This is a genomic window from Ruficoccus amylovorans, assembly GCF_014230085.1.
In the GTDB taxonomy this organism is placed as follows: domain Bacteria; phylum Verrucomicrobiota; class Verrucomicrobiia; order Opitutales; family Cerasicoccaceae; genus Ruficoccus; species Ruficoccus amylovorans.
Genome location: NZ_JACHVB010000064.1, coordinates 1 through 13,673 on the forward strand (window position 1 = coordinate 1; position 13,673 = coordinate 13,673).

The 13,673-nt window shown below is 60.1% G+C and carries 13 protein-coding genes and 1 tRNA gene; 6 read left to right on the plus strand and 8 right to left on the minus strand.

The features are described from left to right. Positions 1 to 377: 377 nt before the first annotated feature. From H5P28_RS18620 to H5P28_RS18630, 3 genes are all read right to left on the minus strand, one after another. Positions 378 to 1,151, minus strand: a complete 774-nt coding sequence (locus H5P28_RS18620) for a hypothetical protein (protein ID WP_185677204.1) — start codon at positions 1,149 to 1,151, stop codon at positions 378 to 380. A gap of 55 nt (positions 1,152 to 1,206) precedes the next feature. Beyond that, a complete protein-coding gene (locus tag H5P28_RS18625; protein ID WP_185677205.1) occupies positions 1,207 to 1,848 on the minus strand; it encodes a hypothetical protein in 642 nt (213 codons plus the stop codon). Positions 1,849 to 1,954: 106 nt separating this feature from the next. Then, positions 1,955 to 2,032, minus strand: a tRNA-Pro gene (locus H5P28_RS18630). Positions 2,033 to 2,242: 210 nt separating this feature from the next. On the opposite strand from H5P28_RS18630, the gene H5P28_RS18635 reads away from it, so the two are divergent. Both H5P28_RS18635 and H5P28_RS18640 read left to right on the plus strand, forming a co-directional pair. Beyond that, the gene (locus H5P28_RS18635; RefSeq protein WP_185677206.1) at positions 2,243 to 2,923 is read left to right on the plus strand and encodes a LysM peptidoglycan-binding domain-containing protein; all 681 of its coding nucleotides are present in this window, start codon (positions 2,243 to 2,245) and stop codon (positions 2,921 to 2,923) included. Beyond that, positions 2,916 to 3,494 carry an NUDIX hydrolase gene (locus tag H5P28_RS18640; RefSeq protein WP_185677207.1) on the plus strand — a complete coding sequence of 193 codons (579 nt, stop codon included), beginning with the start codon at positions 2,916 to 2,918 and terminating at the stop codon, positions 3,492 to 3,494. Before H5P28_RS18635 ends, H5P28_RS18640 begins: the two co-directional genes overlap by 8 nt. 61 nt (positions 3,495 to 3,555) lie before the next feature. On the opposite strand, the gene H5P28_RS18645 is transcribed toward H5P28_RS18640, so the two are convergent. Then, positions 3,556 to 3,960, minus strand: a complete 405-nt coding sequence (locus H5P28_RS18645; RefSeq protein ID WP_221773484.1) for a gamma-glutamylcyclotransferase family protein — start codon at positions 3,958 to 3,960, stop codon at positions 3,556 to 3,558. Positions 3,961 to 3,973: 13 nt separating this feature from the next. Beyond that, the gene (locus tag H5P28_RS18650) at positions 3,974 to 4,906 is read right to left on the minus strand and encodes a type II secretion system protein GspD (protein WP_185677208.1); all 933 of its coding nucleotides are present in this window, start codon (positions 4,904 to 4,906) and stop codon (positions 3,974 to 3,976) included. A gap of 179 nt (positions 4,907 to 5,085) precedes the next feature. On the opposite strand from H5P28_RS18650, the gene miaB reads away from it, so the two are divergent. The 3 genes from miaB to H5P28_RS18665 all read left to right on the plus strand — a co-directional run bounded on the left by miaB (position 5,086) and on the right by H5P28_RS18665 (position 8,777). Beyond that, on the plus strand, positions 5,086 to 6,471 hold the full coding sequence (gene miaB / locus H5P28_RS18655) for a tRNA (N6-isopentenyl adenosine(37)-C2)-methylthiotransferase MiaB (protein WP_185677209.1): 1,386 nt from the start codon (positions 5,086 to 5,088) through the stop codon (positions 6,469 to 6,471). Positions 6,472 to 6,591: 120 nt separating this feature from the next. Then, positions 6,592 to 7,608, plus strand: a complete 1,017-nt coding sequence (locus H5P28_RS18660) for an SAM-dependent methyltransferase (protein WP_185677210.1) — start codon at positions 6,592 to 6,594, stop codon at positions 7,606 to 7,608. Between the two features lie 266 nt (positions 7,609 to 7,874). Next, entirely contained in the window at positions 7,875 to 8,777 is a 903-nt protein-coding gene (locus H5P28_RS18665) for a DMT family transporter (RefSeq protein ID WP_185677211.1), read from the plus strand. 258 nt (positions 8,778 to 9,035) lie between these two features. Here H5P28_RS18665 and H5P28_RS18670 read toward each other — a convergent pair whose 3' ends face one another. From H5P28_RS18670 to H5P28_RS18680, 3 genes are all read right to left on the minus strand, one after another. Further along, the gene (locus H5P28_RS18670; protein WP_185677212.1) at positions 9,036 to 9,728 is read right to left on the minus strand and encodes a hypothetical protein; all 693 of its coding nucleotides are present in this window, start codon (positions 9,726 to 9,728) and stop codon (positions 9,036 to 9,038) included. Positions 9,729 to 9,873: 145 nt separating this feature from the next. Continuing rightward, positions 9,874 to 10,257 (minus strand): hypothetical protein, encoded by a 384-nt coding sequence (locus H5P28_RS18675; RefSeq protein WP_185677213.1) that lies wholly within the window; start codon positions 10,255 to 10,257, stop codon positions 9,874 to 9,876. 190 nt (positions 10,258 to 10,447) lie between these two features. After that, positions 10,448 to 12,310, minus strand: coding sequence for a GNAT family N-acetyltransferase (locus H5P28_RS18680; protein ID WP_185677214.1), 1,863 nt, complete (start codon positions 12,308 to 12,310; stop codon positions 10,448 to 10,450). A gap of 93 nt (positions 12,311 to 12,403) precedes the next feature. Here H5P28_RS18680 and queG point away from each other — a divergent pair, with 93 nt between their 5' ends. Then, positions 12,404 to 13,501: a tRNA epoxyqueuosine(34) reductase QueG gene (queG, locus tag H5P28_RS18685; RefSeq protein ID WP_343075489.1), complete on the plus strand. Its 1,098-nt coding sequence runs from the start codon at positions 12,404 to 12,406 to the stop codon at positions 13,499 to 13,501. Positions 13,502 to 13,673 lie beyond the last annotated feature (172 nt).

Below are 13,673 nucleotides of genomic sequence, written 5' to 3' on the forward strand. Positions count from 1 at the left end.
AACTATATATAACCCGGAAACGGGGCGTTTTGCCGGGATCCCGCCTCGCCAGCCGCGTCACCACAGGCAGGACGCCGAAGGCTCTGCACAAGGGGTCTCGCAGGGAACCTGCTCCACCCCTTGTGCAGCCTGCCAGGGGGACGCGTAATGCTCGTCAGGCGGTGGCCGAGCCCCGCCTTTTCTTATTTAGAATGGAAGGGGATGAAGGAGAGAACCAAGTGTTTGCAAGACTGAGTATGCTGGGTCGGTCACTGTCTCACTGATGGGTTCAGTCCATCAGGGATAGGCAGGCGGTGGTGGGGGAAGGATGAGATGTTCGATGCTTTTGTAGATTTTGCGCATATCACCCCGGATGAGGTTATTGCGATGGTGCTCCACTATGTATTGCATTCTAGAGGTGAGTGGGCCCCATGCCGGTAGTAATTGTCATCGATTCGCCAGCGGATATGGTTAACGATCGCTCGGGTCTGCTTGTGCAGGATACCATCCGTGAACCTGTTGATGAGGTTCATGAGGATGAAGCTCCAGTGCTTGCCCAGCAGGCTTCGCAGTTCTTCAATGGTGCGACATCCCAAGCCATAGGCAGCAAAGTGGGTTGCCTGCCTGCGTGCGCGAGCCCGGGGCGAACACAGGGCAATCGGCCCCTTGCAGACCCTTAGTCCCTTGGAGCAAGACCAGCGCCGGACATGATGGCCCAGCGAAGTTCCAGCCTCCTTGGTCAGGTAGGAGATGAGGGCCTGCATGTCGCAGACCGGGGACATGTTCCAGCGACCAAAGCCATAGGCTTCCATTCTCTTTCCCAGCGTCCGGGAGAGCTGGAGCAACCGCTCGGAGTAGTGCTGCTCGATGACGGACTGGGGGGCCTTCCCGTCAATACCCGAGCGATTGAAGACTTCTTTCCGAGTGTTCCAAGGGAGCAGGAGGACGCAGTGGATGTGGATCTGGCCTGAGAGGTGAGTCTCGAACACTTTGACCCACTCGATATTCTGCTTCCCAAAGAAGGTTGTCAGCTTGTTGATGGCCTTCCCAAGCGCCTGGAAACCAGTTTCATAGGCAGGAAGTGTAATGGTCAGGAAGAAGAGACGGTCTCTGGGGAATTTAAGCAGGGACTCCAATGTTATAATGAACTTAATCAACGACTGAGTATTCATGAGGTGGAAATAAGTATCAGAAGACAAGAATAGAAAGGGAACGGTTGAGATGGGATTACTCGAGTGTTGCGCCGCGTATCCGTCCGGTGGTGCTCATGTCGTGGGCATCCAGTACGCTACCGACATAATGTAGGCGTTCTATTGGATCGGTTAGTAAGCAGGTTGGGGCAGTCGAGGGAGATATCGTCGCAGAGGGGGGAGGGATTTCTAGAAAGGGGCGATGGACGGCGTAGTGTTTTGCCACCACTTCCATATCCTTCGGGGTCAGGCGGAGTGGAATGTCATCGGCAGGGCAAATCAGGGCTTCCTCGCTGAGGATGCTTAGGGCTGTAAACAACAACTTTCGCTGCCAAGCTTGATTATGACGTTCATGCTCTCGTTCAAGTTGCTGGCGAAACTCCTTGAGATCGGCAAGGGGGAGCCCCAAGTTGGCTCGTGTGGCGTTCAGCTTGTAGTAGCCTTTAACAACTGCCCGTACTAACAGCCCTTTATGGCCCCACTCAAAAAAAGTAGAGTCAGTAAGCTTTAGTCCAAGAGATTCCAACAGTGTGTCTCTTGTAACAAATATGTCGTCGCTCAGATTGGACATCTTTTTTGCTTTTATGATGCCGAAACATAGCTTCTTTTGGGCTAAAAAAAAGGGCTTTTTTCGATAAGCCGTCCCACGCGGTTGCCAAAACGGTTGCCAAAAATGCACCGTTTTTTCGGAGTTGCCCGGAGTTGTCTAGGGTTGTCCAGAGTGCCCCTGAAATGCTGGTCGACATTGATGTCTTTGAACATCAGCGTTTTTCAGGATTTATCAGTGGTCGGGGTGAGAGGATTCGAACCTCCGACCCTCTGCTCCCAAAGCAGATGCGCTAACCAGGCTGCGCTACACCCCGACTCAGGAAACGCGTAAGCATCCCGGTGCCGGGGGTTAAAGTCAATGTTTACTTGGACGGAGGAGGTGCGGATAGTGGGCGATTTTTGCTGTTCGGGGCCGTTGGGGAGGGGAGCGGTCGGGAGACGGCTCCCTGTGCAGTCCGAACAAAGCCAGCCTGAGGCGAGAATGCGGCTTGCCCACCGGACCTCGAAGCCTCTAGGCTCGCGCAATGGATGATGTATCCGACTCGTTACTGGATACCGCGGGGGAGAGCCGCGGTGGCATGCCTGTGTTCGTTCCGATTGCCTTGGCTCTGGTCGGGATCGCCCTTGGGGGAGTCGCCCTGTACTTCACACTGACCGGGGGCAAAGAGGACGAATTGACCGCCCGCCTCAGCGAGAGTGGTAATCAGGTAGCGCAGTTGGAGAAGCGTATCACCGAGCTCAACGCCCAGAACGAAAAGCTCCGGCATGATTACGAACTGCTGGGCCGCAAGATGGATTCCTCTATCAATACCGTCACCGGGCAGGTGCAGAAGGCGCTCAACGATGTCGGCATGGCTCTCAACCAGACGAACCAGAAAGTCGCGGCCAATACCGAGGGTATCACCAAGGTGGTTGAGGCTTTGAACAGCGGGCAAGTTCGTCCGAGCGCTTCCTCGCGGCCCTCGGTGGCAAACGCCGGTACTGGCGCCACTAATCAACCGAATGAGGCGGCGTCCGTCGCCGAACCCGAGGATGCCGAACCGGGCTACCGGATGCACGTGATCGCCTCTGGAGAGAGCTTTGCCAGCGTGGCCAAAAAGTACGGTGTGCCTCTCCAAAAGGTGCTCGAAGCCAATCCGGACGACGATCCCCACCGGCTGGCCATCGGTCAGAGAATCCGGGTGCCGCTTCCCGACAATGAGTGAGCGGGTTCCGAGTCTGTGGGTGCCCGGTGATGAGAACTTGCACGCCCAGTGCAAGGTTTACGACGTTTACAAACGCCACTACCGGCATCCGGGCGATGGTCGCAGTGGGGATTTTTACATAATCCACTGCAATGACTGGGTGCAGACCGTGCCTTTGACCGAGGATGGGCAGGTGATTCTGGTGCGCCAATACCGCTTTGGCACGCAGGCCTTGTCCTGGGAGGTGCCGGGCGGGATCATTGACGATGGCGAGGAGCCGGTCGCTGCCGGGCTGCGTGAACTGGTCGAGGAAACCGGCTACCGCTGCAAAACATCGCGTTTGCTGGCCCAGTGCTATCCGAACCCCGCTTTGCAGGAGAACCGCACGTTTTTCGTCTTGGCCGAGGGCTGCACGCTGCACTCGGGCCAAAATCTCGACCAACACGAGGAACTGGAGGTGAAGCTCTTTCCTGTGGCCGAGGTCAGCCGTATGGCCCGCAACGGAAAGATCAGCCATGCGCTGGCCATCAATTCCGTCTTTTTTCTGGAGAGCTATCTGGCGGGACAGCCGGTGATGACGGGCCAAGTGTAAAGAGCACGCGCGGGCTGTGTGAGTCGGACGATGGCGCCGTGTACCTCCCCGCGCAACCGCCTTAAACGGGGGGACCGGTCCAGGTGTCGGCATGGATGCGGATGCCGCCCATTTCGCGGACTTTTTCCGGCAGCATCAGGTAGGCCCAGACCGGGCCGAGGGAGTTGCCGTGCTCGTCCTCACACTCGACTTTGCGCCGCTGGTAGTCGTTCTGTTCGGGCGGGCGGCCGATGCGGTAGCCTTCGAGCTCGTCGAATCCCGCCAGCGCGGCCTCGTCTTTGAGCGTGAGCAGGGTGCCCCGTGCCCAGCCTTCGCCCTCCGTCAGGGCAGGATAACCGGCGGGCAGGTGGTAGAGCAGTCCTCGGGTTCGGGCCGGTTGGTGGGCGGTGACTTTGCCTTCGGCGTAGCGCGGCCAGTAGAAACCGCCGGGCTTGAGCGTGCCGTAAACAAATACGCGCAAGTTCATGGCTGGATTGGGGCTAGCGAGCGCCGGGGCCGGTACGTTCGCGGCTCTTGATCTGGCGCTTGGGGCCGAGCACTTCCGGGTTGTCGAAGGCGGGCTGGTTGGGGGCGACGGGCAGCATGTTTGTGCCCGAGGCGGTGGTGGCGGTCAGGAAGATAATGACTTGCCGGTCGGTGGTTTGGCCGGAGTCGCCGAGAGAGATAAAGGGTACGGCTGAAGTGGTTGAGGCATTTCTGGCGGCGGCGGATTGGCCGATGGCGATAGCGCCGCCGTCGGGCACGATGACATGGGTGGCGGTGCTGCGTACGGTGATGTCGTTGGGTTTGTTACTGCGGCTGACCGTGGGGGTGAGGGCGATGTCGATGGAGCCGTCCGGTTTGACGCGGGGATCGACGGTCAAAAATTGGCCGACCGGGACGCGCTCGACAACGCTCTGGGAGGAGCCCCAGGAGTTGGTCTGCTCGCCGAGAGTGACAAACTGATCGGTCGAGACCTGGAGGTAGGCGGGGCTGCCGCTCATGGTCGTCGCATTCATGGAATTATAGATCTGCCCGCCCTGGCGGCGGTCGATCAGGTCGAGCACGGCATCGAACTGCGTGGCGTCCAGCACCGTCGTGCCCGCGAGGTCCAGCCCATATTGCTGGCGCAGGGAAGCCTCTACCTCAGTCACATAGACGGAGAGAGCGACTTGTTTGAGCGTGCCGTCGAGTTCGGCCAGAATTTTGCCGAGCTGGTCGAGTTGGTCGGCGGTGCCCGTCGCGACAATGGAGTTGGTGCGCTCGTCGAGGCTGGCGGACCCGCCGGGGGTGACCATCTGCTGGGCGAGTGAGAGCAGTTCCTGTGCGTTGCGGTTCTCCAGCTTGAAGACCTTTGCCTCGCTTGTGCCTTGGGCGGACGCGCTCAGGCAGAGCAGGAAAGCGGAGAAAATGGCGAGATAGACGGATCGCATGGGTAAATTCGTAAGTTCAATGATCCATAAGTTCAAGAATTTGACGACAATTCGTCTGTGGGAAGAGCGGATGCGGTCGGTCGTGCCAAGGCCTCCCGATGGGTGGCTTTCTTCCGCGCCCGAGATCAACACTTGAATTTATGGGTGTTTAAGCTTATCTACTAGCGCCTTTCTCAATCATGAACCGCGTCCACATAAAGACCTACGGCTGCCAGATGAACGAGCGTGACTCGGAGGCGGTGGCCGCGATGTTGCGCGCGCGCGGCTACAGCATCGTGGAGGACGAGGGCGAAGCCGACGTCGTCCTGCTCAACACCTGCTCCGTGCGCGAGCAGGCCGAGCAGAAGGCCATCGGCAAGGCCGGGCATCTCGGCCGCCGCAAGAAGCGCAACCCGAATTTCCTCGTCGGGGTGATGGGCTGCATGGCCCAGAACAAGGGCGCGGACCTGCTTGACCGCCTCCCCGACCTCGACCTGCTGGTGGGCACGCAGAAGTTCCATACCGTGCCGGATCACCTCGACAACCTGATTGCCAGCCTTCAGGGGCAGGGCCCCCGGCCCTCCACGTTGGTGGACCTGGAGGCGGAGGCCGGCTCGCAGAACACGATCCGCGATCACGTGCCCGGCGAGCGCCAGGTCTCGGCCTTTGTCAGCATCATGCAGGGCTGCAACATGAAGTGCAGCTACTGCATCGTCCCGAAGACGCGCGGCCCCGAGCGCGGGAGGCCCATCGACGACATCGTGGCCGAGGTCGAGGAGTTGGCCGCCGCCGGGACCAGGGAGGTCACGCTGCTGGGGCAGATCGTCAACCAGTACGGCGTGCGCGAGTTCCCCTTTGTGGACGGCAAGAGCCCCTTCGTGCAACTGCTGGAGCGCATCAACGCGGTCGAGGGCATCGAGCGTATCCGCTTCACCAGCCCGCATCCCTCCGGCTTCAAGCAGGACCTGATCGACTGCTACGGGCGGTTGGAAAAGCTCTGCGAGTACATCCACTTTCCGCTCCAGAGCGGGTCGGACCGGATATTGAAGGCCATGCGCCGTCCCTACAGCGTGGAGAAATTCAGCCGTATTCTGGAGGCGATGCGCGAGCGCTGTCCGGACCTATGGGTTTCGACCGACGTTATTGTGGGCTATCCGGGCGAGACGCAGGAAGATTTTCAACTGACCTGTGATGCCTTCGAGCGGATCGGCTTCGACATGGCGTATGTCTTTAAATACAGCGTGCGCCCTGACACAGCGGCCGAGCCGCTGGGCGACCCCGTCCCGCAGGAGATTAAGGAAGAACGCAACCAGATCCTCCTCGACAAGCTCCAGGCGCACTCGCTGCGGCGCAACCAGTCCCTCGTCGGCCAGACGCTGGAAGTGCTGGTCGAGGGCCCGGCCCGACGCGGTGAGAACCGTTTCACCGGACGTACCCGGGGCTTCCGCAAGGTGGTATTCACCGGGAGCGAGCGGCTGGTCGGCCAACTGGTGCCTGTACGGATCAAGGAGGCGACCGTTACCACGTTGGAGGGCGAGCTCGTGCTCAGCGGAGTTGATCTGGATAAAGTCCCGGCGTCAGTCTGAGGGGCTTGTTTGTTTCTGTTAGGGAGAAAAGACCTTCCGGATGGGTTGTTTACTGTTTTTTTACAATTGTGGCTGTCTGGTGCTTGATTTGGGGGCAGGCTTTGTCAACATTCGCCGGCTGTGAGTGGGAAGTGGACGAATTTCCAGGACTTCATCCGGCGCTGCGGCGGTGCGGTGACTTTTGAGCGTTTCATGCGGGAGGCGCTCTACCACCCCGAATGCGGCTACTACGCGCAGCATATTTCGGATGTCGGGCGCGGCGGGGATTTCTCCACCTCCTCCACGCTGAACGCCATCCTCGGTGATGCCGTCGCCGCCTGGCTGATGGCCCGCCGCCGCGAGCACTTCGGAGACCTCCCCTGCACGGTCATCGAGTTAGGGCCGGGTAACGGCTCGCTCATGCGGCATGTACTGCACGCCCTTGACGGGGCTGGCGAGCGGGGCCTGTTTTCCTTCGGAGCGGTGGAGACCTCGCCGGTCTTCCGCGCGGCTCTGAAGTTTGCCTTGCCGGAGGATCGTATCGAGATTTTCGATACATTGGTGCAGGCCTTCGAGTCCTGCGACGGGCGGGCTCTCGTTTATTCCAACGAGTTCGTCGATGCCTTTCCCGCCGTGCAACTGACATGGCAACAGAACGACTGGCGCGAGGTATACGTCGGACTGGACGGTGATGAGCCTCTTGAGGCGAGTAAACCCCTGCTGCGTGGGATCGATGCCGACGCCCCCACCCGTGTGCGGGACGAACTGCGGCTTTTCGTGCACCCTTCGTACCATAGTTGGGTGCGGCGAAGCATGTCGCGCCTGAAGGCGGGTGCTGTATTGACTATCGACTACGGGCGCGCCTACCCCTCAAGCGAGTGCCGCGCCTATCGCCGTCACGAGCGGCTGGAAGGGATAGACGTGTACGCCTGGATGGGCGAGCAGGATGTGACCTGCGACGTGAACTTCGCCGATCTTCAGCGCTGGGGTGAGCAACTTGGCCTGCGTACCGAGGGGCTTTGCACGCAGGCGGAGTTTCTGGAAACATGGCTGCCCGACCTGGAAGCCCGCACCCAGGCCAGCCCCGCCGCCGCCTTTGTGGCCAATCCTTTCGGAGCGGGTGGGGCTTTTTGTGTGCTGGAACAGAGCCGGCGTTGAGCTCGGACTCGCGGCAGGCGGTTGACGGCGACGGGATTGGCGTTGACGGTTTGGCTCCCGGCCGACTATTATTGGCAGCTCACATGAACAACATTCGCACGCGCATCACTCTTGTAAAAGGGCTCTGGAGCCGCCTTTGGGTGGGAACAGATCTCCGGTGACGCTGTGCGCCTCTGCCGGAGACAACCTGACGGTTCAGGATCTTCGCGGATGGAAGCAGATAAATGTGCCAACGGGTTGTCTTCGCTGAAAAACGCGAAACACAGATGAGACAACCCGATAGTCAAACCTCACCGCTCGACGGACGCCACCGGGGCCTGCTCCTGATGGTCATGTCGATCGTCTTCTTTGCTGCCAGTAACCTTGTTTTCAAGGCTGCCGGAGACATGCCCGGAGTGAGCGGTTGGACCTTGACCCTGGCGCGTGCTGTCATGGGCCTGCTCATTGTGGCCGTGTTTTTCTGGCCCCGGGGGAGATTCGAGCCGGAGCACCTGGTCAAGAACCCGTGGTTGATCCTGCGCGGGGTGCTTGGCGGTGCCAATCTCGTCCTGCTTTACGTCACCATGATTAAGCTCGGGGCCGGGCGGGCGGTCGTGCTTAATTGTACCTACCCGATTTTTGCCAGCATTCTGGCGGCTGTTTTTCTGAAGGAAAAGCTGCACGCCGTGCAGTTGGGTTGGATGGGGCTGGCCTTCTTCGGGCTGACGTTCATCACCGGCATGTGGGACAATGGCGGCCATATCGGCATCTACTACGCGCTGGGCATCCTCAGCGGAGTTATCGCGGCCGGGGTTATCGTGGTCATCCGGCATCTCTCGCGCCGTGAGCACACGGCTACGATCTTCTCGGCGCAGTGCTTTTACGCCCTGCTCGTCGTCTGCGGGCCGGTCTCGACGCACCCGACCGCCCCGGCCTGGGACGCGGTCGCTGTGCTGGTGATGGGCGGGGCGCTGGTTAGTTTGGGGCAGCTGTCCATGACGCGGGCCTACCTGTACCTGCCGGTCGCCCAGGGGGCAAGCATGCAGCTCTCGCTCCCGGTGGTGACGGCGCTGGGGGCGGTCGTCTTTCTGGGGGAACGTTTCACCTGGCTGGAGGCGCTCGGAGCCGCCATGATTATCGCAGGCTGCCTGCAAGTGGTGCGCTTCAAGTACCGCCCCAAGGCATTGTGACTGGAGTGGGGATTGGCGTCGATCGAGTGCATGGGGCCAGTGTGTATTTATTTTATAGCGGTTTAAATGAAGTCGTAGCCGTCACAGAAGGCCAAATGGTTAATTGTTATTTCCTGCGTTCAGCATCCGACAATTGACCATTTGGAGCATATTCAAATTTTGTGACTACAGTATTTTTTTGAAATGCTTTAAACTACACGCAGGCACGCTTGCTTATAGGTCACCGGGGCAGGTTCGCGATACCCGGCGAGCGCCTGTTCAGTTGAGCAGGTAACGCGCCGGGGCAGGGCCATCGTCACCCGCGAAGGCGAGGTTGTCGCCGATCCGGTTCAACCCGAGCCGCACCTCATGAAAGGCTTCACCGAGTGCCTTGAAAATCGGCTCCAGGCAGAACTCGCGGGCTAGGGTGTGGGCGCTGGCGCTGCGATAGTGGGCCAGCCCGACATTTTCGTAAAAGCCCAGCGAAGGCGCCCCGCGCCGCTGCCGCCGATGCTCGAAATGGGCGGGGAAGAGACCGGTGAGAAAGAGCAGGCGGTCGGCCAACTCGACGACGAGGAAGAACCGGTCGGTTCCGGCCGAGGCGGCAATCTCGCTCATACAGTCCCCAAGGTAGGGCACGTGCATACGATTTTCGCTCCGATCTGGCAGGTAGTCGAGCAGAAGGGTGGCCAGATAGTCGGCCAGTTCGCGGTCATCGACGCCGCTCTGCTTCAGGCTGTGTCGCACGAGCAGGTAGAAGTAGAGGCCGGGCGATATGTTTAGCGACCGGGGCGAATCCAACACGGTTTGAAAAACAACCGCTTCGTCCAGTAGGGCGTCACGCATCGGCGGATCGCGTAACAGCGCAATAACGGCCTCAATGGCCGCCGGCGTGGTGGCCAGTGTTTCCGCGAGAAAGGTTTCATCCTCGCGGGTCAGGCTATGCCTGCACCTCGGTAATACGAGCCGCATAATGCTAGGGATTGAGCATAGCGTATGCCAGCTTTTGGTGTTTGTCAAAAGGCGCGGGGCAACTTCGGTTCGCTAGTTGGATAAATAAAAAAACCGCAGTCGTTCCGGACTGCGGCTTTTTAGTGATAAAGATGATGTGGAGGCCTTACTTGGCTTTGTCGTAAGCGCCCTTGGCGATCTTGGCGATAACCGCATAGCTGATTTCCATATCCTTGGAAACCTTGTTCATCGAGTGCTCCTTGAGCTTCGCTTTGACTTCGTCCCGCAGTTCGGGGGTGATCTTGGTGCGCTTGCGGCGACCGCTCGGGGCGGCAGCGGCGGCGCGGCGGCGATGCAGGCGGATGCCGTACTTTTCGATCAATGCTTCGACCAGTTCTTTGGGCGTATCGAAGCCACTTTGCTTGACGACTGTTTCCAGCTTGGCGTGGGCGGCCTTCTCTTTTTTCTGCTGTTCGATCAGCTTTTTCTTCTGCTTGGCCAGGGTTTGTTCGGCCTTTTCGATACGCTTCAGTTCGTTATGAATACTCATGGTTGCACTTAGGTTAATGCTGTTAAGCGTACCTATAGCTATGTCTGATTCGTTATGAGGCAAGCATTAATTAATACTAAAACAGACTGGTAGTGCCGGATATAAGCACTTTAGTGAAGACTAGGAATTGGATTGTAAGACACGAATCGATGCTAGGTGTAAGGGGCATTCCTCAGTTTCTGGCGGGGCTTTACTGGATATGCTTTGCGTTGGAATCTTCAGTTTTCAACTCTTGTAAGTTGAAAATAATACGCATGTCCTCGTCGTTTTTGGAACCGTCACTTTTACCCCCGTTCTTGTAAAAGAGCCGGATCATGGGTTCGTTATTGCGCGAGACGAAAGCCCACAGGCGGCTCAAGCCACGCTTGCGGCCGATCTCCAGCATGCGGCGCAGGAGGAGACCGCCCATACCGTGGCGGCGCTTGGTCTCGCGGACGACGAAAGCGATTTCCGCTGCCTCGCCGTCCTCGTCGAGGTAGTAGCGGCCGACCGCGTGGATGCGCTGGCGTGGCCCCTTGATCTCGAATATCCCCAGCGCAAGGTCTTTCTCCTGATCCACGCTGACCAGTTCGTGCGCCCGCTCGCGGGTCATGCTGGTGATGTTGTACCCGTAGCGCTTCTGGACGGTCTCGGGCGTATGCGAGTAGAAAAACTCCTGCAGCCGTCGCTCGTCGGAGGGGTGCAGGGGGCGCAAGACATATTCCTCGTTGGCGAGGGTGACGCGCTCGAACTCCACGCCGCCGATCTCGCGGGTGGGGCGGGAGACGAGCTTCTGGTACGGCGGGACGTAGCACTGCTCGCGCGCGAAGCGCAACAGGTCGTCGCGGAACTTCGGGTGCGCGATCTGAATAAGTTCCAGCGTGCGCTCGCGGATGCTTCGTCCGCGCAGGGTGGCGATGCCGTACTCGGTGATGACAAAGTGCACGTCAGCGCGGCTGCCGACCACGCCCGCGCCGGGGCTCAGACGCGGCATAATGCGGGAGGTCTTGCCGTCCTCGGCGGTGGAGGGAAGGGCGATGATGGGCAGGCCGCCCTCGCTCAGCGCGGCCCCGCGCATGAAGTCGACCATTCCGCCGATGCCGCTGTAAAAGCGTCCGCGGATGGAGTCGGCGGCGACTTGCCCGGTCAGGTCCACCTCGACCGCGCTGTTGATCGAGACCATTTGGGAGTTGCGGGCGATGTTGGTGATGTTGTTGGTGAGCTCGGTCGGCAGAAAATGGATGTGCGGGTTGCCGTCGACGAAATCATAGAGCGCCCGGGTGCCGATGCAAAAAGAGGAAACCGTTCGCCCACGGTTGATGGACTTGCGGCTGTTGTCGATTACCCCGGCCTGCATCAGGTGCATGACGCCGTCACTGAACATCTCCGTGTGCACGCCGAGGTGCTTGTGCCCGTAGAGGGCGCGGCAGACCTGGTCGGGGATGTTGCCGACGCCGAGCTGGAGTGTGCTGCCATCCTCGATCAGTTGGGCAACGTAGTTGGCGATGACGCCCGCTTCGCCGTTGCCGGGGGCGGGGTGCCACTCGGGCAGGTCGGCTTCGGCCTCCAGGTAGTAGTCGATCTCGTCGCTGTGCAGAAAGCTCTCGCCCATCGTGCGCGGCATGCGCGGGTTGACCTGCGCGATCACGCAGCGGGCGCTCTGGACGGCGGCGGAGATCACGTCCACGCTCACCCCGAGCGAGCAGAAGCCCATCTCGTCCGGCGGGGAGACCTGGATCAGCGCGACATCGAGCGGGAGAATCGCCTCCTTGAAAAGCGCGGGCACATCGCTGAGAAAACTGGGCGTGTAGTCGCTCCATCCGGCGTTGACCGACTCGCGGGTGCCGGTACTGAGGAAGAAACAGTTGACCTTGAAGGTGTCGTGGTACTTTTCCTCCGCCCAGGGCGAGCCGCCGAGGACGAAGATGTGTACCAGCTCGATATCTTTGAGCTGTTCGCGACACTTGAGCATGGAAGCCACCAGCGCATGCGGGCAGGCGGCGGTTGAGCCGATAAAGACGCGGCTCCCGGGGCGGACCAGCTTCGGCCAGGCGCGGACATCGAGGGGCTTCATCGGTTGTGAGATTACCCCACGGGCCATGTCCGGGGCAACTCCGGATTACGGCTCGGGAGTGACCGTGCGGGAGATCCTTCTCATGTGTAACCTGTGCTGGCATTTGCCGGGCTGATGATGCACATTAGCCCGGACATGGCGGTGGACATCAAAAGCGCGTTGCAAGAGCAGGCCCGTGAGTTGGGACTGGACGCGCTCGGCGTCGCCCCAATCGAGCCACCGCTGCGCCGTGAGTATTACCTGAAGTGGATTGCGGACGGGCGACACGGTGATATGGGCTGGATGGAGCGCAATAATGAGCGCCGCCTGCACCCGGCGAATATCCTGCCCGAGGCCCGCAGCATCATCTGCGCGGGGGTGAACTACTGGCAACCGGAGCCGCCCCGGCGCGGGCGCATTGCAAAGTACGCGCTCGGCGGCGATTACCACAAGGCGGTGCTCAAGAAGTTGAAAAGACTCTGCGACTATTTGCGTGAGAATCACGGTGGTGCGCAGCGGCCCTATGTCGATACCGGCCCGGTGCTGGAAAAGCCGATCAGCGTGCAGGCCGGGCTTGGGTGGCAGGGCAAGAGCACGATCCTGCTCAACCCGACGCACGGCACCTGGCTGTTTCTCGGGGTGATTTTTACCACGCTGGAACTGGAGCCGGACGCACCTCCTCCTGAGCGTTGCGGCACCTGCACTCGCTGTATTGATGCCTGTCCGACGGGGGCGATTCACGCGCCCTTCCAGCTCGATGCCCGGCGCTGCATCTCTTACCTGACGATTGAGCACAAAGGGGCCATCCCGCACGAGTTCCGCGCAGCCATCGGCGACCGCCTCTACGGCTGCGACGAGTGCCTCGACGTGTGCCCGTGGAACAAGTGGGCGCAACTGACCCGCGAAGCGAAATTCGCCCCGCGCGCGTATCCGGATTTGCGTGAGATGCTTGGCTGGGATGAGGACACGTTCAACGAAACGCTGGCCGGGACGCCGATGCGCCGTACCGGGCTCTCGCGTTGGAAGCGCAACATCTGCGTGGTCCTCGGCAATACCGGTACCGCCGCCGACCGTCCCGCATTAGAGCGTGCCGCCGCCGATCCCGATCCGCTCGTGGCCGAGCATGCGCAATGGGCGGTGTGCAGGCTCAATTCGAGAACGGGCGCTCCGCGCCCCCATACCCCGCAGGGCCCGGCTGGACCAGTATTTTAGCCTGTGCTTTCGATGCTGCGCATCGCATCAACGTTTGTTGAAAAAGCTAAGCTTCTTCAACAAACGCTGAGCAAAGCATCCAAACTGGCTCAGCAAAACTGAGCAGGCATGGGGTAGCCGCCTTTTTGGCGGCGATGGGGCACAGCCCCATCATTCGGATCAAACGCCGAGC

What these genes read in the sequence shown, in the direction of transcription:
- miaB (WP_185677209.1), top strand. Translation starts at nt 5,086, where the DNA reads ATGAACCGCGTCCACATAAAGACCTACGGCTGCCAGATGAACGAGCGT.
- H5P28_RS18680 (WP_185677214.1), bottom strand. Translation starts at nt 12,310, where the DNA reads ATGAAGCCCCTCGATGTCCGCGCCTGGCCGAAGCTGGTCCGCCCCGGG.
- H5P28_RS18675 (WP_185677213.1), bottom strand. Translation starts at nt 10,257, where the DNA reads ATGAGTATTCATAACGAACTGAAGCGTATCGAAAAGGCCGAACAAACC.
- H5P28_RS18620 (WP_185677204.1), bottom strand. Translation starts at nt 1,151, where the DNA reads ATGAATACTCAGTCGTTGATTAAGTTCATTATAACATTGGAGTCCCTG.
- H5P28_RS18650 (WP_185677208.1), bottom strand. Translation starts at nt 4,906, where the DNA reads ATGCGATCCGTCTATCTCGCCATTTTCTCCGCTTTCCTGCTCTGCCTG.
- H5P28_RS18640 (WP_185677207.1), top strand. Translation starts at nt 2,916, where the DNA reads ATGAGTGAGCGGGTTCCGAGTCTGTGGGTGCCCGGTGATGAGAACTTG.
- H5P28_RS18645 (WP_221773484.1), bottom strand. Translation starts at nt 3,960, where the DNA reads ATGAACTTGCGCGTATTTGTTTACGGCACGCTCAAGCCCGGCGGTTTC.
- H5P28_RS18670 (WP_185677212.1), bottom strand. Translation starts at nt 9,728, where the DNA reads ATGCGGCTCGTATTACCGAGGTGCAGGCATAGCCTGACCCGCGAGGAT.
- H5P28_RS18635 (WP_185677206.1), top strand. Translation starts at nt 2,243, where the DNA reads ATGGATGATGTATCCGACTCGTTACTGGATACCGCGGGGGAGAGCCGC.
- H5P28_RS18665 (WP_185677211.1), top strand. Translation starts at nt 7,875, where the DNA reads ATGAGACAACCCGATAGTCAAACCTCACCGCTCGACGGACGCCACCGG.